This window comes from Streptomyces sp. NPDC058697 (assembly GCF_042715345.1).
In the GTDB taxonomy this organism is placed as follows: Bacteria; Actinomycetota; Actinomycetes; order Streptomycetales; family Streptomycetaceae; genus Streptomyces; species Streptomyces liliifuscus.
This window is the reverse complement of the sequence record NZ_JBHXSU010000029.1, coordinates 48,258-66,630: the sequence shown is the minus strand read 5'-3', so window position 1 is coordinate 66,630 and position 18,373 is coordinate 48,258. Positions and strand designations below refer to the sequence as shown.

Annotated in this window: 18 protein-coding genes; 17 read left to right on the top strand and 1 reads right to left on the bottom strand. The window is 67.9% G+C overall.

What is annotated here, in order from left to right; translation table 11 throughout:
* The first annotated feature begins 83 nt into the window (after nt 1-83).
* The 13 genes from map (at nt 84) to ACFWXQ_RS40295 (ending at nt 13,031) form a co-directional block, all read left to right on the top strand.
* Nucleotides 84-920: a type I methionyl aminopeptidase gene (gene map, locus ACFWXQ_RS40355; RefSeq protein WP_200397754.1), complete on the top strand. Its 837-nt coding sequence runs from the start codon at nt 84-86 to the stop codon at nt 918-920.
* Nucleotides 921-1,173: 253 nt separating this feature from the next.
* A complete protein-coding gene (gene infA, locus ACFWXQ_RS40350) occupies nt 1,174-1,395 on the top strand; it encodes a translation initiation factor IF-1 (protein ID WP_003948620.1) in 222 nt (73 codons plus the stop codon).
* Between the two features lie 59 nt (nt 1,396-1,454).
* Nucleotides 1,455-1,568 carry a 50S ribosomal protein L36 gene (gene rpmJ, locus ACFWXQ_RS40345; RefSeq protein ID WP_003998809.1) on the top strand — a complete coding sequence of 38 codons (114 nt, stop codon included), beginning with the start codon at nt 1,455-1,457 and terminating at the stop codon, nt 1,566-1,568.
* Between the two features lie 194 nt (nt 1,569-1,762).
* Complete coding sequence (gene rpsM, locus ACFWXQ_RS40340) at nt 1,763-2,143, top strand: 30S ribosomal protein S13 (protein WP_107022207.1); 381 nt, start codon at nt 1,763-1,765, stop codon at nt 2,141-2,143.
* 68 nt (nt 2,144-2,211) lie between these two features.
* Complete coding sequence (rpsK, locus tag ACFWXQ_RS40335; RefSeq protein WP_003956432.1) at nt 2,212-2,616, top strand: 30S ribosomal protein S11; 405 nt, start codon at nt 2,212-2,214, stop codon at nt 2,614-2,616.
* A 115-nt stretch (nt 2,617-2,731) separates the two neighbouring features.
* Nucleotides 2,732-3,754 (top strand): DNA-directed RNA polymerase subunit alpha, encoded by a 1,023-nt coding sequence (locus ACFWXQ_RS40330; RefSeq protein WP_019055532.1) that lies wholly within the window; start codon nt 2,732-2,734, stop codon nt 3,752-3,754.
* Between the two features lie 181 nt (nt 3,755-3,935).
* Nucleotides 3,936-4,451 (top strand): 50S ribosomal protein L17, encoded by a 516-nt coding sequence (gene rplQ / locus ACFWXQ_RS40325; RefSeq protein ID WP_383935584.1) that lies wholly within the window; start codon nt 3,936-3,938, stop codon nt 4,449-4,451.
* 145 nt (nt 4,452-4,596) lie between these two features.
* Complete coding sequence (truA, locus tag ACFWXQ_RS40320) at nt 4,597-5,454, top strand: tRNA pseudouridine(38-40) synthase TruA (protein ID WP_383935582.1); 858 nt, start codon at nt 4,597-4,599, stop codon at nt 5,452-5,454.
* 201 nt (nt 5,455-5,655) lie between these two features.
* Nucleotides 5,656-7,251: a glycosyltransferase family 2 protein gene (locus tag ACFWXQ_RS40315; protein ID WP_383935580.1), complete on the top strand. Its 1,596-nt coding sequence runs from the start codon at nt 5,656-5,658 to the stop codon at nt 7,249-7,251.
* Entirely contained in the window at nt 7,248-8,297 is a 1,050-nt protein-coding gene (locus ACFWXQ_RS40310; RefSeq protein WP_383935578.1) for a glycoside hydrolase family 26 protein, read from the top strand. The genes ACFWXQ_RS40315 and ACFWXQ_RS40310 overlap by 4 nt, the downstream gene beginning before the upstream one ends.
* Nucleotides 8,294-10,348 carry a hypothetical protein gene (locus tag ACFWXQ_RS40305; RefSeq protein WP_383935576.1) on the top strand — a complete coding sequence of 685 codons (2,055 nt, stop codon included), beginning with the start codon at nt 8,294-8,296 and terminating at the stop codon, nt 10,346-10,348. Before ACFWXQ_RS40310 ends, ACFWXQ_RS40305 begins: the two co-directional genes overlap by 4 nt.
* The gene (locus tag ACFWXQ_RS40300; protein ID WP_383935574.1) at nt 10,345-12,207 is read left to right on the top strand and encodes a glycosyltransferase family 39 protein; all 1,863 of its coding nucleotides are present in this window, start codon (nt 10,345-10,347) and stop codon (nt 12,205-12,207) included. The genes ACFWXQ_RS40305 and ACFWXQ_RS40300 overlap by 4 nt, the downstream gene beginning before the upstream one ends.
* Nucleotides 12,208-12,278: 71 nt before the next feature.
* Complete coding sequence (locus ACFWXQ_RS40295) at nt 12,279-13,031, top strand: polyprenol monophosphomannose synthase (protein WP_200397761.1); 753 nt, start codon at nt 12,279-12,281, stop codon at nt 13,029-13,031.
* 154 nt (nt 13,032-13,185) lie between these two features.
* Here ACFWXQ_RS40295 and ACFWXQ_RS40290 read toward each other — a convergent pair whose 3' ends face one another.
* The gene (locus ACFWXQ_RS40290) at nt 13,186-14,055 is read right to left on the bottom strand and encodes a hypothetical protein (protein ID WP_383935572.1); all 870 of its coding nucleotides are present in this window, start codon (nt 14,053-14,055) and stop codon (nt 13,186-13,188) included.
* A gap of 74 nt (nt 14,056-14,129) precedes the next feature.
* Between ACFWXQ_RS40290 and ACFWXQ_RS40285 the strand changes: the two genes are divergently transcribed.
* From ACFWXQ_RS40285 to glmM, 4 genes are all read left to right on the top strand, one after another.
* On the top strand, nt 14,130-15,371 hold the full coding sequence (locus tag ACFWXQ_RS40285; RefSeq protein WP_383935570.1) for a glycosyltransferase family 87 protein: 1,242 nt from the start codon (nt 14,130-14,132) through the stop codon (nt 15,369-15,371).
* 208 nt (nt 15,372-15,579) lie between these two features.
* On the top strand, nt 15,580-16,023 hold the full coding sequence (rplM, locus tag ACFWXQ_RS40280; RefSeq protein ID WP_055614906.1) for a 50S ribosomal protein L13: 444 nt from the start codon (nt 15,580-15,582) through the stop codon (nt 16,021-16,023).
* A 42-nt stretch (nt 16,024-16,065) separates the two neighbouring features.
* The gene (rpsI, locus tag ACFWXQ_RS40275) at nt 16,066-16,593 is read left to right on the top strand and encodes a 30S ribosomal protein S9 (protein ID WP_055614905.1); all 528 of its coding nucleotides are present in this window, start codon (nt 16,066-16,068) and stop codon (nt 16,591-16,593) included.
* Nucleotides 16,594-16,859: 266 nt separating this feature from the next.
* Nucleotides 16,860-18,218 carry a phosphoglucosamine mutase gene (gene glmM / locus ACFWXQ_RS40270; protein ID WP_200397763.1) on the top strand — a complete coding sequence of 453 codons (1,359 nt, stop codon included), beginning with the start codon at nt 16,860-16,862 and terminating at the stop codon, nt 18,216-18,218.
* Nucleotides 18,219-18,373: the final 155 nt, after the last annotated feature.

Below are 18,373 nucleotides of genomic sequence, written 5' to 3'. Positions count from 1 at the left end.
CCGCGGTGCCCCTGTCGGGTGCCGCGGCCGTACTGTTGTGTACGTAACCGAGTAGGCAGAGAAGACGGAGAGCGCGGGCCCTCATGGTGCAGATCAAGACCCCCGAGCAGATCGCCAAGATGCGTGAGGCGGGCCTGGTCGTCGCCGCCGTCCACAGGGCGACACGGGAAGCGGCGGTACCCGGGGCCACGACGAAGGACCTCGACGAGGTCGCCCGCAAGGTGCTGGCCGAGCACGGCGCCAAGTCGAACTTCCTGGGGTACGGCGGGTTCCCCGCGACGATCTGCACCTCGGCGAACGAGGTCGTCGTGCACGGCATCCCGAGCGACGACGTCGTGCTGAAGGACGGCGACATCATCTCGATCGACGCCGGCGCCATCGTCGACGGCTGGCACGGGGACGCCGCCTTCACCGCCTTCGTCGGATCCGGTCACGCTCCGGAGCTCATCGAGCTGTCCCGGGTGACCGAGGAGTCGATGTGGGCCGGGATCGCGGCCATGAAGCTGGGGAACCGGCTCGTCGACGTCTCCCGCGCCATCGAGACGTACATCCGGCGGCAGCCGAAGCCCGGCGGTGGCAAGTACGGGATCGTCGAGGACTACGGCGGCCATGGCATCGGCACCGAGATGCACATGGATCCGCATCTGCTGAACTACGTGGAGCGGCGGCGGGGGAAGGGGCCGAAGCTCGTTCCCGGGTTCTGCCTCGCCATCGAGCCCATGGTTTCGCTGGGTACGCCGAAGACCGAGGTGCTGTCCGACGACTGGACGGTCATCACCACGGACGGTACGTGGTCGTCGCACTGGGAGCACTCTGTCGCTCTGACGGAGGGTGGTCCGCTTGTGCTGACGGCTCCCGACGGGGGTAAGGCGAAGCTGGCCGAGTATGGGATCACTGCGGCTCCTGATCCTCTGGGCTGAGTTCGCTCTGTAGGGGTGGGCTGGTGTGTGTCGCGGCTGCGGCCCTGTGGGGGCTGGTCGCGCAGTTCCCCACGCCCCTGAGCGCCCCTGCGGGGCGCGCCTGCTGCTTAGGGATCTTCCAAGCGGGGCAGGCTATCTCGATTCGTCTTTCCGAGGGCCCTGGCGTAGACTGACTCGTCGGCTCTCGTGCATCTGCATGTCTGCGTGCAGTAAGTGCGGGGTCGATCAAGGTAGTCGATTCGAAGGGCTAAGCGTGGCCAAGAAGCAAGGTGCCATCGAGATCGAAGGCACTGTCGTCGAGTCTCTCCCGAACGCCATGTTCAAGGTGGAGCTCCAGAACGGCCACCAGGTCCTGGCACACATCAGCGGCAAGATGCGTATGCACTACATCCGTATCCTCCCTGACGACCGGGTCGTGGTGGAGCTGTCTCCGTACGACCTGACGCGTGGCCGGATCGTCTACCGGTACAAGTAGATCTTGCCTTTGTCCCGCATTCCGCGGGGTGGTGGCACTGACCCGGAGAACCTCATCACATGAAGGTCAAGCCGAGCGTCAAGAAGATCTGCGACAAGTGCAGGGTGATCCGCCGTCACGGCCGGGTCATGGTCATCTGCGAAAACCCGCGGCACAAGCAGCGCCAGGGCTGACGCACGACCGAACCTTCTGCACCCGCAGAGCTTCGCGCGACGCAAGTAGTACATGTTCATACGCAGAGCCCGGATCCGCTGTTCATGGCGCATCCGATACCCCCGGTCGGAGGCCGGGGACCCAGTTCGTACCTCATACGGCGACTGGGAACCGGTTCTGCGGAAGACCTCCGAACGACAACTGGAGCCATTGAATGGCACGCGTTTCCGGTGTTGACATCCCGCGCGAAAAGCGCGTGGAGGTTGCCCTCACCTACGTGTTCGGCATCGGCCGGACCCTCTCGCAGAAGACGCTGGCCGACACCGGCGTCAACCCCAACACCCGCGTTCGTGACCTCTCCGAGGAGGAGCTGGTCAGGATCCGCGAGTACGTGGACAACAACTTCAAGACCGAGGGTGACCTCCGCCGTGAGGTTCAGGCCGATATCCGCCGCAAGGTCGAGATCGGCTGCTACCAGGGTCTGCGCCACCGTCGTGGCCTGCCCGTCCACGGTCAGCGCACCAGCACGAACGCTCGTACCCGCAAGGGCCCGCGTCGCGCCATCGCCGGCAAGAAGAAGCCGGGCAAGAAGTAGTCCCAGCGGACAACGCTTCATCAGCGGTCTTCGCTGTAGGACCGACCACCTCCCCGTAGGAGTTATAGATGCCCCCCAAGGGTCGTCAGGGCGCTGCCAAGAAGGTGCGCCGCAAGGAAAAGAAGAACGTCGCTCACGGTCACGCGCACATCAAGAGCACGTTCAACAACACGATCGTCTCGATCACGGACCCCTCGGGCAACGTGATCTCCTGGGCCTCCGCCGGCCACGTCGGCTTCAAGGGCTCGCGCAAGTCCACCCCCTTCGCCGCGCAGATGGCCGCCGAGTCGGCCGCCCGCCGCGCGCAGGAGCACGGCATGCGCAAGGTCGACGTCTTCGTCAAGGGCCCGGGTTCGGGTCGCGAGACGGCCATCCGTTCGCTGCAGGCGACCGGTCTTGAGGTCGGCTCGATCCAGGACGTGACGCCCACGCCGCACAACGGCTGCCGTCCGCCCAAGCGCCGTCGCGTCTGACGCACGGTTGTTTTGAGGTTTCGGGCGGTATGGCCTTTCGGGGCCGTGCCGCCCGTACCCTTGTAGTACTCAAGGGCATCAAATAGTGGGTGCCCATGACTGAAGGATTCACCACATGCTGATCGCTCAGCGTCCCTCGTTGACCGAAGAGGTCGTCGACGAGTTCCGCTCCCGGTTCGTGATCGAGCCGCTGGAGCCGGGCTTCGGTTACACCCTCGGCAACTCGCTCCGCCGGACTCTTCTCTCCTCGATCCCCGGTGCGGCTGTCACCAGCATCCGCATCGACGGTGTCCTGCACGAGTTCACCACCGTGCCGGGCGTCAAGGAAGACGTCACCGACCTGATCCTCAACATCAAGCAGCTCGTCGTGAGCAGTGAGCACGACGAGCCGGTCGTGATGTACCTGCGCAAGCAGGGCCCGGGTCTGGTCACCGCCGCCGACATCGCGCCCCCGGCCGGTGTCGAGGTCCACAACCCCGACCTCGTCCTCGCCACGCTCAACGGCAAGGGCAAGCTGGAGATGGAGCTCACGGTCGAGCGTGGCCGTGGTTACGTTTCGGCTGTTCAGAACAAGCAGGTCGGGCAGGAGATCGGTCGTATTCCGGTCGACTCCATCTACTCGCCCGTTCTGAAGGTCACGTACAAGGTCGAGGCGACGCGTGTCGAGCAGCGCACCGACTTCGACAAGCTGATCGTCGACGTCGAGACCAAGCAGGCCATGCGTCCCCGGGATGCGATGGCTTCTGCCGGTAAGACGCTTGTCGAGCTGTTCGGGCTTGCCCGTGAGCTCAACATCGACGCCGAGGGCATCGACATGGGGCCGTCCCCGACGGATGCCGCGCTCGCCGCCGATCTCGCCCTGCCGATCGAGGAGCTGGAGCTCACCGTTCGGTCGTACAACTGCCTCAAGCGTGAGGGCATCCACTCCGTGGGTGAGCTGGTCGCGCGCTCCGAGGCCGACCTCCTGGACATCCGCAACTTCGGTGCGAAGTCCATCGACGAGGTCAAGGCGAAGCTGGCCGGCATGGGCCTGGCCCTGAAGGACAGCCCGCCCGGATTCGACCCCACGGCCGCGGCCGACGCCTTTGGCGCGGACGACGACGTGGATGCCGGGTTCGTGGAGACCGAGCAGTACTGAGAGCTCGGGCTCGATGGTCCATACTCGGGTGCGGGTGCGCTGTGGCTTGTCGCGCAGTTCCCCGCGCCCCTTCCGGACTCGCCCCTTCGGGGCCGTGTCCGGATCTTCGACGGGTGACCGCCCGCTCGGACACTGACCTCGGTACCTGATACGGCCGGGGCAGACACCTAGGAGAAACACCATGCCGAAGCCCACCAAGGGTGCCCGTCTGGGCGGCAGTGCCGCGCACGAGAAGCTGCTCCTCGCGAACCTCGCGAAGTCGCTCTTCGAGCACGGCAAGATCACGACCACCGAGGCGAAGGCCCGTCGGCTGCGGCCGTACGCCGAGCGTCTGGTCACCAAGGCGAAGAAGGGCGACCTTCACAACCGCCGTCAGGTGCTCTCGGTCATCACGGACAAGAGCGTCGTGCACACGCTCTTCACCGAGATCGGCCCGCGCTACGAGAACCGTCCGGGTGGCTACACCCGTATCACCAAGATCGGTAACCGCCGTGGCGACAACGCGCCCATGGCTGTCATCGAGCTGGTGGAAGCCCTGACCGTGGCCCAGCAGGCCACGGGTGAGGCCGAGGCGGCGACGAAGCGCTCTGCCAAGGACACTGAGGCCGCCGCTGTTGAGGCCAAGGCCGAGGAGACTCAGGTCGAGGACGCCAAGGTTGATGTGACCAAGGCTGACGAGGAGTCCAAGGACGCGTAAGCGTTCTGCCGGGGGCTGTGCGTTGGCGGCTGCGGCACCTTCGTGGCTTGTCGCGCAGTTCCCCGCGCCCCTTTGGGGCGTGCTTGAGCGGGTCCGTTCCTTTCGAGGGGCGGGCCCGCTTCTGTGTTCTTGAGAGGATCTCCAGGTGAGCGATGAAGTAGAGCCCGGGTACGTCCGCGTCCGTCTCGACCTTTCCTACGACGGGAGCGAGTTCTCCGGGTGGGCCAAGCAGGCCGGGGGGCGTCGGACCGTTCAGGGGGAGATCGAGGACGCGCTGCGGACCGTCACGCGGTCGCAGGACACGACGTACGAGCTGACCGTGGCCGGGCGGACGGACGCCGGTGTGCACGCGCGCGGGCAGGTGGCTCATGTCGATCTGCCGGTGGAGCTGTGGGACGAGCATCGGGAGAAGCTGCTCAAGCGGCTGGCCGGGCGGCTGTCCAAGGATGTGCGGGTGTGGTCCTTGGCGGAGGCCCCTGACGGCTTCAACGCCCGGTTCTCGGCCGTCTGGCGGCGGTATGCCTATCGCGTCACCGACAACCCCGGCGGCGTCGATCCGCTGCTGCGCAGCCATGTCCTCTGGCACGACTGGCCGCTCGACGTCGATGTCATGAACGAGGCCGCGGAGCGGTTGCTCGGCGAGCACGACTTCGCCGCCTACTGCAAGAAGCGGGAGGGCGCCACGACCATCCGTACGCTTCAGCAGCTGAGCCTGGAGCGGGGGAGTGACGGGATCATCACCGCCACCGTGCGGGCCGATGCCTTCTGTCACAACATGGTGCGCTCGCTCATCGGGGCGCTGCTGTTCGTGGGGGACGGCCACCGGGGAGCCGACTGGCCCGGGAAGGTGCTCGCCGCGGGGGTGCGGGACTCCGCCGTGCATGTGGTGCGGCCGCACGGGCTGACGCTCGAAGAGGTCGGGTATCCCGCCGACGAGCTGTTGGCGGCGCGGAACAAAGAGGCGCGAAACCGGCGGACCCTGCCGGGAGCGGGGTGCTGCTGACGGGAGCCGTGCCCCCCGGAACAAAGGGGCAAGTGGCTACGTATGCCCGCTGTGGCGTGTGATGAAACCCCTGCGTAACACGTACGTTCGGACGTAACCTCTGAAACTCGGTTATGATTCCGCTGCTCGGCTGAAGGTTCGATTAGGGGTTGGCCGAGTTCGGGTGGGGGTAACGGGCCGCAACGGCCCCGGGGGTTTTGCATGAGTGCAGTGGGGACTGCTCGTGTTCCGCAGAACAGGAAACGAAAAAGGACGCCGCAGAGTCATGGGCTCCTGCCGACGCCGCCTGACGACGTCGAGAAGTACTCGTACTCCCGTCGGTACCTGTGGGTGCTGACGGTCGGTTCGCTGATCAGCTTCGCGTGTCTGGCGATGAGCCAGTTCCTGTTCACGGCGTCGAGTCCGTGGTTCTGGCTGACGCTGCCGCTGCTGGCGTTCATCATCGCGGACTACCTGATCTCGTTGTACCTCGACGGGCTCAGCAAGGACTTCGACATCAAGGGCCACAAGCGCCTCGTACGCCAGTGGCGGCCGGCCGTGTACCCGAGCGTGGACATCTTCCTGCCGGTGTGCGGTGAGCCCCTGGAGGTGCTCCACAACACCTGGGTCCATGTGAACCGGCTGGCCGACAGCTACCAGGGTGTCGTGAAGACGTACGTCCTGGACGACGCGGCCGAGGAAGAGGTCGGGGCGATGGCCCGCGACTTCGGGTTCAACTACGTGGTGCGCGAGAACCGCGGCTGGTTCAAGAAGGCCGGCAACCTCAACCACGCCTTCGAGAAGACCAACGGCGACCACATCCTGATCCTGGACGCCGACTTCGCGCCGCGCGCCGACCTGCTCGACGAACTGCTGCCGCACATGGACGACGACGAGAAGTGCGCCATCGTGCAGTCGCCGCAGTTCTTCCGCATCGTCGACGCGCAGAACTGGATCGAGCGCGGCGCGGGCGCCGTGCAGGAGCAGTTCTACCGGTCCGTACAGACCTCACGTGAGGACCTGGACGGCTCCATCTGTGTCGGCTCGTGCGCGATCTACCGGCGCTCGGCCCTTGAGCAGACCAACGGCATCACGCTGATCGAGCACTCCGAGGACATGTACACCGGCTTCGACCTCAGGGCGCTCGGCTGGAAGCTGCGCTATGTGCCCGTCGCGCTGTCCGCCGGTGTGTGCCCGGACACGGCCGGCGCCTTCCACAACCAGCAGTACCGCTGGTGCATGGGTTCCCTGGAGCTCCTGACCAGCAAGCGGTTCTGGGAGATGGACCTCAAGTTCAAGACCCGGCTCTGCTATGTGTCGGGGTTCCTCTACTACCTTCAGACCGCGCTCGCCACGTTCATCGCGCCGGTCATCCCGCTCGCCCTGATGATCCTGCGGCCCGACCTGCTGCGTGCCGAGGCCGCCCTGTGGGTGCTGCCGAGCGTCGCGTACGTGACGCTGGTCCTGCCGCTGTGGCACCGGGCGCCGTACCGGCTGGAGGCCTGGGCCGTCCGGATCATGTACGGGTGGTCGCATGTCTTCGCGGTCTGGGACGTGATGCGGGGCCGTCCGATGGGCTGGAAGCCCACGGGCTCGGCGGGCGCCAAGAAGAACGGCATGCGCCGCTACTGGAACTGCATGATCTTCTGGACCGGCGGTACCGCCGTCCTGTGGATCATCGTCGCCGCCTGGCGCATGCTCACCCTCTATCCGCCGGACTTCGCGCTGATGCTGTCCGCCGGCCTCTTCTACGCGATGGTCGTCGGCCGTGTCCTCGTACAGCCGCGTGCCCAGGAAGTGCAGGAAGCGACCGCATGAGTTTTTCCGTACGCCGAGTGCGGGCATCACGTCCCGTGCGGGCGCTCGCCGCCACGCTCATCGCCGGTGCGCTGCTGGCCGGGTGCAGCACGTTCTCCGAGGAGGGCCGCGACCAGTACGAGCGCGGACAGGGCGAGCAGCCGGGTGCCGACGGCACCGGTGAGGCCAGTGAGTCCGCGAAGCCGGAGCCGCCGTACGACGTGCGGCCGCTGCTGGACCCGAAGAAGAAGTACCTGGGCGTGGCCGCCGACGGCGCTCCCGCCAAGATGAACGCCGTCAAGGACTTCGCGAAGCGCGCCGGCAAGAAGCCCAACCTGATCGAGTTCTACTCCGCCTGGGGCGACCAGTACGAGCAGGAGCTCGTGACGAACTCCTGGGACTACGGCTCTGTCGCGTTCATCGCCTGGGAGCCCTTCGAGACCAGCATGAAGGACATCGCCTCCGGCAAGGAGGACGCGTACATCCGTGAGTACGCGAAGTCCGTCAAGGAGCTGAACCTGCCCGTCGCGATCAGCTTCGCGCACGAGATGAACGGCTTCTGGTACCCGTGGGGCACCAAGAAGACCAGCGCCGCCGACTTCACCGCCGCGTACAAGCACATCCACGACATCTTCGACGACGAGGGCGCCACCCAGGTCATCTGGGTGTGGAGCCCGAACGTCACCCACCCGATGCCGAAGGTGAAGCTGAAGCCGTACTGGCCGGGCGACGACTACGTCGACTGGGTCGGTGTCATCGGCTACTACGCGGCCACCGGCCCCAACACGTACCAGACGCTGTACGGGCCGACGATGACGCAGATCCGCGGCTTCACGAACAAGCCGTTCATCATCGCGGAGACCGCCGCGCAGGCCGGTGAGCGCAAGCCCGCCGACATCAAGTCCCTCTTCCAGGGGACCGTGCAGCGCGACGACGTCATCGGGTTCGTCTGGTTCAACTTCGACAAGGAGACGGACTGGCGCATCAACAGCGGTCCGCTGTCGGAGAAGACCTTCAAGCAGCAGGCGGCGAACTCGAGCTTCGGATTCGATGTGACGAAGCCATGAGCGACCGACGCACGCCCACCTGGGCGGACGACTCCGAGTTGCACGACGAGTACGGGTACGGGCAGCAGCAGGGCCAGGGCCAGGGCCATGCCCAGGGTCAGCAGCAGGGTCAGCAGCAGTACGCCGACAACGGGTACCCGCAGCAGAACGAGCAGAATCACCAGTACCAGCAGCAACAGCAGTACGGCCACGGAAACCAGCAGCAGTACGCCCCGAACCCCACCGACGAGGACCAGCGGCGGTACGCGCAGCAGGAGAGCCTGCGGCAGTACGCGCAGCAGGCCCAGACCCGGCCCCGGGTGCAGCCGACCTACCCTCCGTACCAGGAGCAGGCCTACCAGGGCGGCTATGTCACGGAGACCGGCAGCTGGCGCTTCGACGTCCACGACCGGACGTCCTCGTACCCGGACCAGCAGACCTACGACACCTACGCGCCCTACGACCCGTACGCCTCGTACACCGCGGTCGAGCCGGAGGCGGCTCCCGCGTCCGTGGAGCCCGAGGCGGAGTCGGAGAAGCCCGGATACACGCTGCCGCCCGTCCAGGAGTCGGCGTGGGCGGTGGACGGCGGGCGCAGCAAGCTGCTGGGCCGCTGGGTGATGCTCTGCGTCCTGCTGATCCAGACCGGTCTCTCGCTGCGGCTGCGCGGCACCGCGTTCCAGGACGAGGCGCTCTACATCGCGGCCGGCCACTACGAGGTCGGGAACATCCTGCACGGCACGCCCGTGCCGGGTGACTTCGAGGGCTACTTCTCGGGCTACCCGAAGCTGTACCCGGTGCTCGCGGCCATGGCCGACAGCGTGGCCGGGCTCGCCGGAGTGCGCATCGTCAGCCTCTTCTTCATGCTCGGCGCGACCGCGCTGCTGTACGCGACGACCCGCCGGATGTTCAACGTCCGGGCGGCGCTCGGCGCGGCGGCCCTCTTCTCGGTCATCCAGTCGACGGTGTTCCTCGGCAACTTCGCCACCTTCGACGCGGCGGCGATCTTCCTGCTCGCGCTTTCGTTCTGGATCGTCGTACGGACCGGCCGGTCGCACATCCTGATGGTCGTGCTCGCGGCACCTCCGGCCTTCCTGGCCTTCGGCACCAAGTACGCGGCGGGTCTGTACCTGCCGACCCTGGTGGTCCTGGCGGTGCTGACCGCCTACCGGCACCGCGGGCTGCTCGCGTTCGCGCGCGGTGTGGTGTTCGGCGGGGCGATGCTCGCCATGCTGGTCGCCGCCTACCTCTACACCGGGTCGCTCGGCGGTATCAGCCAGACCACCACCGACCGTGCCAAGGGTGCCGACACGGCGGCGACGATCCTGCAGCACAGCGCCGAGTGGGGCGGGCTGATGTTCCTCGCCGCGCTCGGGGGCTCCATCGCCTATGTGATCCGCCCGAGCATGGGCGAGATGCCGTGGGTCGTCGACAAGAAGGGTCCGGGCAGGTTCCGGCGGATCTCGCTCGGTGTGGTGCTGACCGGCACCGCGCTGCTCGCCCCGGCCTACCAGATCCACCTGCAGACCGAGATCTCGCTCTTCAAGCACGTGGGCTTCGGTCTGCTCTTCGCCGGACCGATGGCGGGCCTCGGCATGTCCCGGCTCGTCGGCCCGCACTTCCGGCACCCGCAGCTCGGGATCATGCTCTACGTCCTGACGCTGGTGTTCGGCATGGTGCAGTCCCAGCAGGCGTACAGCTTCCCGGACTCCAAGGAGATGACGGCGATCCTGCGCAACATGGTCGACCGCAAGGGCAGCTACCTCGCCGAGGAGCACGAGGTCCCCGCGTACTACCTGCGGGACAAGACCGACTACGACCAGTGGCAGAGCACGTTCGGCATGGACTACAAGGACAGGAAGGGCAAGCAGTACTCCGGCCCCGATGCCTACCGTGCCGCGGTCAAGGACGCCAAGTTCGACGTCATCGTGTTGCGCGGGACGGTCACGCCGGAGGTCGATACGGCCGTGACCGACGCGCTGCGCGGCAATTCCCACTACCGCCTGGCAGCCGTGTCGCGCTTCACCACCAGCAAGGGCGACGGCGCGTTCCGGATTTGGGTGAAGCGATGAGTGTCAATGCCTCTCCGCCGTACGGCGGCGGATATCCCGATGCCCAGGGAGGCCACGATCCGTACGCGGGTCAGGGCGCCTACGCCGGGCAGGGCGCGTACGCCGACGGTCAGGGCGGCGGCTACGCCGGTCCTGGTCAGGGCACCTATGCCGACCCGGCACAGGACGCGTACGCGGCCCCCGGCCAGTACGCCGACCCCGGTCAGTACACCGACCAGGGCGCCTACAGCGCGCCCGGGCAGCAGCAGGCGCAGGCCGCCGAGCCCGTCGCGCCGGCGCCGGTCGACCCGGAGCCGCCCGCGGACGAGCCCGGGGAGGAGGAGCCCGAGGAGTCGAAGGGCGGCCGGCTCGTCACTGCCGTGACGTTTCTGCTGCCCACGGCGCTCGCCCTCGCCATGATCTGGCGCGGCATCGGCGACCGGCAGCTGTGGCGGGACGAGCACGCCACCTGGTGGGCGGCCTCGCTGTCGTTCCACGACCTGAGCCTGCTGATCCGCTCGATCGACGTGGTGTTCACGCCGTACTACGTGCTCATGCACATGTGGCTCGCGGTGGCCGGGGACTCCCCGGTCGCGATGCGCATCCCGGGCGCGGTGGCCATGGCGGCCTCGGCCGGTCTGCTCGCCCTGCTCGGGCGGCGGCTGTTCACCACGCAGGCGGGCATCCTCGCGGGGCTGGCCTTCGCCGTGGTGCCGGTCACGACCCGGTTCGGGCAGGAGATCAGGCCGTACGCCTTCGCCGTGGCGGCGGTGCTGCTGTCGACGCTGCTGCTCGCGCGGGCGCTGGACAAGCCGTCGTTCAAGGTGTGGGTCGCCTACACGCTGTCGGTGCCGCTGATCGGCTGGAGCCATCTGGCCTCGATGGCGGTGCTCGGCGCACACCTCGTGATGATCGTGATCGCGCGCCGCTCGGGCGACAAGATCGTGGGCTGGGCGTACACGGCGGCCTTCACGCTGGGCATGTGCTTCGTCGTTCCGATGGCCGTCTCGGGTTCTGGCCAGAGCGGTCAGATCGCCTGGAACAACCCCGGTGTCGACGACCTGATGGACTTCCCCATGAACCTCTTCGGTTCCTGGGCGGTGGCCGTACCGGTGATGGTGCTCGGCACGGTCGGGCTGTTCTTCGCGGGCCGGATGGCCCTTCCGCTGGCCGCCTGGATCGTGCTGCCGCCGCTGGCGACCTATGTCACCGCCGCGCAGCTGCACCTCTTCCTGCCGCGCTATCTGCTGTTCACGGCGCCCGCGTGGGTGCTCCTCGCGGCCGTCGCCGTGGTCCGGATCGCCGGGCCGGTGGCCGGTGCGAAGGCCGGTACGGGGGCGGCGGCCCGGCGCGGCCTCGGCTGGGTGCTCGTGGCGGCCACGGTCGCCGGGATCGCCTTCCAGTCGCTGCCCGGCATCCGCGAGACCCGGCAGAACGCGCTGGGCGAGCCGGACTACCGGGGCGCAGCCCAGCTCATCGAGGCCGGGCAGAAGAAGGGCGACGGCATCGTCTTCAGCGGTGTGCAGACCGAGCGCCGGGCCATGGCCTACGAGCTGCGCGACGACGCGGGCCGTCCCAAGGACTGGCTGATGTACCGCACACCGCAGGAGCGGGGCTCGTTCGACGCGGCCGAGTGCCCGCATCCCGCCAAGTGCCTGGCCAAGGCCGACCGGCTCTGGCTCGTGTCGACCACGCTCGACGGGAAGCCGTTCAGCGGCATGCCGAAGACGTCGGCGACCGTGATCCAGCGGAGCTTCAAGGTCGTGAAGACCAAGAAGCTCAAATACCTCCAGCTCGTGCTCCTCGAAAGGACACGCGCGGCGACGGACGACTCGTCCGAGGAAAAGGACGACGCCGCCAAGCGCAAGGTGCATACCTGAGTTGGGTTGCCGGACGCGGGCCCAGTCCCGCGTCCGGTGGGGGGCGAACAGAGAAATGGGGAGGGAAAGAGATGTCGTACGACGTGGGGGCGGACGTGGCTGTCACCGTGGTGATGCCTACGTACAACGAAGCCGCCAATCTGCCGAGAATGGCCGAGGCTGTGCTTCAACTGCCGCTGAACGGGCTCCACTTGAAGATAGTGGACGACTCTAGTCCGGATGGTACAGGACGCATCGCCGAGGAGCTGGCGGAGAAGTACAACTGGGACGGGCAGCGCCGGATGAGCGTGCTGCACCGCACCGAGAAGGACGGCCTGGGGCGGGCGTACGTCGCCGGCATGAGCGCCGCCGTCGACGAGGGCGCGCAGTACGTCGTCCAGATGGACGCCGACGGCAGCCACCCCGTGGAAGCGGTCCCACGCATGCTCGGCACCGCCGTGGCCTCGGGCGTCGGCCTGGTCATCGGCAGCCGGTACGTCGAGGGGGGCCAGCTCGACGACGACTGGGGCGCGCACCGGGTGCTGCTGTCCCGCTTCGCCAACCGCTACGCGCGTACGGTGCTCGGCACGAAGATCCGCGACATCACCGCGGGCTTCAACCTGTGGTCGGCCCAGACCCTGCGCGACGTCGACCTGCACTCCCTGGACAGCGCCGGCTACAGCTTCCAGGTCGAGCTCAAGTTCAAGGCCGTACGGGCCGGTCACGCGGCCGTGGAGATCCCGATCCGCTTCGAGGAGCGGACCGAGGGCGTCTCGAAGATGACCCTGCGGACGCAGCTGGAGTCGGCCGTGGTGCCGGTGAAGCTGCGGCTCAAGCACAAGTAGGCATGCGCGACGCGACCAGGCATGCGCAAGTGCGAGCAGTAGTGGGCGAGTAGATACGGGACGGCGGCCTGCCGGGGGGCGGGCCGCCGTTCTGTTCTCCGGCGGCCGTTCCGTCGGTCGAACGAGGTCTGCCGGCGCGGTCTGCCGGCGAGGTCTACTGGTTCGCGGCCGCCGACGCCTGGGCCTCGCCGCGGCGGTGGATCTGCCGGAAGGTGAACTCGGCCAGGTCGTCGCCGGTGGTGAAGACCTTGGAGTCCTTCTGGGTCACGTCCTTGCCGTTGGTGAAACCGGCGACCGTGAAGTACGTGTAGCGGCCGTACGAGTTGGTGGTCGAGCGGCAGATCGCCGAGCGGCAGAAGGTGGGGACGCCCTCGCCGGACAGGGACTGGACGACGCTCTTGGCGTCGGCGTCGTTCTTCGCCTTGAGGGCCTGGCCCTCGGCGTCGAAGACGGCCACGCCCACCGTCACGGCGATCCCGTCCTTCGTGTACGTGACGCGCATGAACCGGGTGCAGTCGCTCTTGGTGAGAACCGGGCCGAGCGTGCCCTGGGCGGCCGACGCGCAGTTCTTCGTGGACGCCATTGCGCCCTTCTTGTAGACGGTCTCGCCCATCGTCAGCTGCGTACCCGGGAAGAGAAGGTCCGGGGCGAGCGGCGCGGTGTCCTTCTTCACGTTGCCTATGAAGTCCTTCGGATCCAGCGGCGGCGGCGCCGAGGTCTCCGCGAAGGACGGGCCGGTGCCCGTGGTGTCCGACGGGATGGCCGCGGACGTGGGCAGCTCGGAGGCAGGCCTGTTGGAGGCCTGTTCGTTGCCGTCCGCCGAGACCACGGCCATGGCGACGGCCGTGCCGACCGCGACCGTGGCGAGCGCGCCTCCGCCGATCAGCAGCCATCTGCGGCGCCGGTTGCGCGTTTCGGACGCCTCGGCCAGCGCCGCCCAGTCGGGTGACTGACCGCCCCACTGCGGCGGTTGAGAACCTGATCCCCCGGAACCCCACGAGGGTCCCCCCTGCCCAAAGCTCATGGGGCGCATCTTAGACGGGACATGGGGTGTGCTGGTCCGTCTCCGGCACCACCGGAACCCCTAGCGTGTCAAGCGTGAATGAGGCCAAAGGGGGCATCTCAGGGTGGTTGGTACGAGCCGCGTCCTGGCACGCGTGGGCCGTTCTGGGGGTCGCGCTCTGTGCGGGCGCGGCCGAGACGTCCCTGCGTACACGGGACGGGGGTATGGACAACGCCATCGTCGTACGGGCCGCGAAGGCCTGGCTCGACGGTGGATCCCCGTATGACGATCCGCACTTTCTTTATTTGCCGGGAGCCGTGCTCGCCGCCGTCCCGCAGGCCCTTTTGCCCTGGGGTGTACTGCGGCTCCTCGTCCCGCTCGCCGTCACCGGCGGGCTCGTCGCCGGCTGGGCGTGCGCGCTGCGGCTGTACGGGATCCCGTGGCGCAGCCGGTTCGCCGTGCTCGGCCTGACCGGGCTCGCCCTCGGATTCGCGCCCTTCGGGCATCTCGTACGGCTCGGGAACTGGACCGTCGTCGCGGTCGTGGCCCTGCCGTTCGCCCTGCTCCTCGCGAGCCGTGGGAGATGGGGTGCGGCGGGGGTCGTGATCGGTGCCGCGATCGCCGTGAAGCCGCTGCTGGTGCCTCTGGTGCTGCTCTTCGTCTTCGCGCGGCGGTGGCGGGGGCTGGGGGCGGTGGTTCTCGTGCCCGCGGTGGTGTCCGGGGGTGCGGCGCTCTTGATGCCGGATCCCGCGGGGTTCCTCACGCGGACCCTGCCGTTTCTGCTGCGGGGGGACGACACGTTCGTACGGCTCTATGAGGCGTCGCCCGCGGCTGTGCTGCCGCGGGTGGGGGTGCCGGAGGGGGGTGCGGTGCTGTTGGCCTTCGGGGGCGCCGGGGTCGGGGTGTGGTGTGCGTATCGGTGTTGGCGGCGGGAGGGGGCGGTCGTGGACACGGGGGTGATGCTGATGCTGTCGGCGTTTCTGGTGTCCCGGCCCTCGTACGACCACTATCTGCTGGTGGTGCTGCCGTTGCTGCTGGCCGGGGTGCTGGAGGTGGGGAGTGTGGCTCGGGGGGCGTGGTTCTGGGTGGCACTGGTGCCGCAGGTTCCGGGGCTTGCCCTGCCGTACCTGGAGCCTGTGACCCGGCGGGCTTTTCGGGACTCGCTCACTCTGTGTCTGCTCGCGGGTGCGGTTGCCCTTCGGTTGCTTTCACGGGCGCCCGGGGCCTGGGGCTGTGCCCACCCGTCCCGCCCTGCGGGACGCCTGCCCACAGCCAAAGGGGCGGGGCGTGGGCGCCGGGCCGGGCGTGTGGAGGACGGGCGGAGTCACTCGTTTTGACCCTTCCGGGGCGGCGCGAGTACTCTTGCGGTTTGTTATGCGTATCGGCTTGGTCGTTCTCACGCGAGAGGCCCTTACGTAGGTTCCCTGGAGCAGTTACCAGTGGGCGGCATACGGGCATCGGTCCCGGCACTGTCGTCCCCAGCTGCACGATCGCTTCAGTGATGCCATGTGTCAGCACCCATCCACTGAAGAAGAAGGCTGCGAAGTGCGTACGTTCAGCCCCAAGCCCGGCGACATCACTCGCCAGTGGTATGTCATCGACGCCCAGGATGTCGTCCTGGGTCGTCTGGCCACCACCGCCGCGAACATCCTCCGGGGCAAGCACAAGCCGATTTACGCCCCCCACGTCGACGCCGGTGACTTCGTCATCATCATCAACGCCGACAAGGTGCACCTCTCCGGCAACAAGAAGACCCAGAAGCTGGCGTACCGCCACTCCGGTTACCCGGGTGGTCTGCGCTCCGTCCGTTACGACGAGCTGCTGGCGAAGAACCCCGAGAAGGCCGTCGAGAAGGCCATCAAGGGCATGATCCCCAAGAACACCCTGGGCCGTCAGGTGCTCTCGAAGCTGAAGGTCTACTCGGGCGACCAGCACCCGCACGCTGCACAGCAGCCGGTGCCGTTCGAGATCACCCAGGTCGCGCAGTAGTTCCGGCCACCCCCTAAGACGAAAAGAAATCTGAGGAGAATCGTGGCCGAGACCACCGTTGAGCAGCCGGTCGAAGAGACTGAGACCGAGCTCGTCGACGTCGAGCAGTACACCACCGAGTCCGAGGTGCCCGTCGAGGGCGAGTACACCTCGGAGTCCCTCGCCGGCCGCTTCGGCGACCCGCAGCCGGCCGCCGGCCTGGGCCGTCGCAAGAACGCCATCGCCCGCGTCCGGATCGTCCCGGGCTCCGGCAAGTGGAAGATCAACGGTCGCACCCTTGAGGACTACTTCCCCAACAAGGTGCACCAGCAGGAAGTCAACGAGCCCTTCAAGGTGCTCGAGCTCGACGACCGCTACGACGTTGTCGCCCGCATCTCGGGTGGCGGCGTGTCCGGTCAGGCCGGTGCCCTGCGCCTCGGCGTGGCCCGCGCGCTGAACGAGGCGGACGTGGACAACAACCGCGGCGCCCTGAAGAAGGCCGGATTCCTCAAGCGTGACGACCGTGCGGTCGAGCGCAAGAAGGCCGGTCTCAAGAAGGCCCGTAAGGCCCCGCAGTACAGCAAGCGCTAAATCTCGCTCAGCTGTTTGCACGAAACGCCCCGGCGGCACGTTCTGTGCCGCCGGGGCGTTCGTTTACCACAACCTTGGACCAGGTCCGGAAGTCTGCCTTGAGACAGGCCTGCAAGGCGGCAGCCTTGCGACGCACCTGGGAGATATACAGGTCCGGGGGATATACCTGACAGGGGTCGTAGCCGGACCCTGACAAGGGCCGCAGCCGGACCCCTGGCCTGAGCCGCACGTTTCTGAGTAAGCCTGAGCAAGTTCGGAGGACACCAGTGGGACGACTCTTCGGGACGGACGGCGTACGCGGTGTCGCCAACGCGGATCTGACGGCCGAGCTCACGCTCGGCCTCTCCGTGGCGGCGGCGCACGTACTGGCCGAAGCGGGAACCTTCGAAGGCCACCGGCCGACGGCGGTGGTCGGACGGGACCCGCGCGCGTCCGGGGAGTTCCTGGAGGCCGCCGTGGTCGCCGGCCTCGCCAGCGCGGGCGTGGACGTCCTGCGCGTCGGCGTCCTGCCGACCCCCGCGGTGGCGTATCTCACCGGTGCGCTCGGCGCGGACCTCGGTGTGATGCTCTCCGCCAGCCACAACGCCATGCCGGACAACGGCATCAAGTTCTTCGCCCGCGGCGGACACAAGCTCGCCGACGAGCTGGAGGACCGGATCGAGGCCGTCTACGAGGAGCACCGCACCGGCGCTCCCTGGGACCGGCCCACCGGCTCGGGCGTCGGCCGCGTCCGCTCGTACGAGGAGGGCTTCGACCAGTACGTCGCCCATCTCCTCACGGCCGTTCCGAACCGTCTGGACGGTCTGAAGGTCGTCCTCGACGAGGCGCACGGCGCGGCCGCCCGTGTCTCGCCCGAGGCCTTCACCCGCGCGGGCGCCGAGATCGTCACGATCGGCGCCGAGCCGGACGGGCTCAACATCAACGACGGGTGCGGCTCGACCCACCTCGGTCTGCTGAAGGCCGCCGTCATCGAGCACGGTGCCGCTCTCGGCATCGCGCACGACGGTGACGCCGACCGGTGCCTGGCCGTGGACCACACGGGTGCCGAGGTCGACGGCGACCAGATCCTCGCCGTGCTCGCGCTCGCGATGCGGGAACGTTCCGAGCTGCGGTCCGACACCGTGGTCGCGACGGTCATGTCGAACCTCGGGTTCAAGCTGGCCATGGAGCGGGAGGGGCTGTCCCTCGTGCAGACCGCGGTCGGGGACCGGTATGTGCTGGAGGAGATGAAGGAGCACGGGTTCGCGCTCGGCGGCGAGCAGTCCGGGCACGTGATCATTCTTGACCACGCGACGACGGGCGACGGGACGCTGACCGGGCTGCTGCTCGCGGCGCGGGTCGCTCAGACCGGTCGTACGCTTCGGGAACTCGCGTCCGTGATGGAGCGGTTGCCGCAGGTTCTCATCAATGTGCCTGATGTCGACCGGTCGCGGGTGGGGACGTCCGCGGAGCTGGCTGCGGCGGTGGGTGAGGCCGAGCGGGAACTCGGGGCCACCGGGCGGGTGTTGTTGCGGCCTTCCGGGACCGAGCCGTTGGTTCGGGTGATGGTCGAGGCGGCGGATATTGATCAGGCTCGGTCTGTGGCGGGGCGGTTGGCTGATGCGGTGAAGTCTGCGCTTGGCTGATTCTTGGGCCGGGTTGGGGGTGGGGGGTGCGGGTTCGTTGCGGGGTGCGGGTTCGTTGTGGCTGGTCGCGCAGTTCCCCGCGCCCCTAAAAGATTGCGCAGTTCCCCGCGCCCCTAAAGGCCAAAGACTGCGCCGTTCCCCGCGCCCCTGAAAGC

Excerpts from the sequence above, each read along its gene's own strand:
- rpmJ (WP_003998809.1), top strand. The coding sequence starts at position 1,455 with ATGAAGGTCAAGCCGAGCGTCAAGAAGATCTGCGACAAGTGCAGGGTG.
- rplQ (WP_383935584.1), top strand. The coding sequence starts at position 3,936 with ATGCCGAAGCCCACCAAGGGTGCCCGTCTGGGCGGCAGTGCCGCGCAC.
- rpsK (WP_003956432.1), top strand. The coding sequence starts at position 2,212 with ATGCCCCCCAAGGGTCGTCAGGGCGCTGCCAAGAAGGTGCGCCGCAAG.
- map (WP_200397754.1), top strand. The coding sequence starts at position 84 with ATGGTGCAGATCAAGACCCCCGAGCAGATCGCCAAGATGCGTGAGGCG.
- ACFWXQ_RS40290 (WP_383935572.1), bottom strand. The coding sequence starts at position 14,055 with ATGAGCTTTGGGCAGGGGGGACCCTCGTGGGGTTCCGGGGGATCAGGT.
- ACFWXQ_RS40295 (WP_200397761.1), top strand. The coding sequence starts at position 12,279 with ATGTCGTACGACGTGGGGGCGGACGTGGCTGTCACCGTGGTGATGCCT.
- rpsM (WP_107022207.1), top strand. The coding sequence starts at position 1,763 with ATGGCACGCGTTTCCGGTGTTGACATCCCGCGCGAAAAGCGCGTGGAG.
- ACFWXQ_RS40310 (WP_383935578.1), top strand. The coding sequence starts at position 7,248 with ATGAGTTTTTCCGTACGCCGAGTGCGGGCATCACGTCCCGTGCGGGCG.
- ACFWXQ_RS40315 (WP_383935580.1), top strand. The coding sequence starts at position 5,656 with ATGAGTGCAGTGGGGACTGCTCGTGTTCCGCAGAACAGGAAACGAAAA.
- ACFWXQ_RS40330 (WP_019055532.1), top strand. The coding sequence starts at position 2,732 with ATGCTGATCGCTCAGCGTCCCTCGTTGACCGAAGAGGTCGTCGACGAG.
- ACFWXQ_RS40300 (WP_383935574.1), top strand. The coding sequence starts at position 10,345 with ATGAGTGTCAATGCCTCTCCGCCGTACGGCGGCGGATATCCCGATGCC.
- ACFWXQ_RS40305 (WP_383935576.1), top strand. The coding sequence starts at position 8,294 with ATGAGCGACCGACGCACGCCCACCTGGGCGGACGACTCCGAGTTGCAC.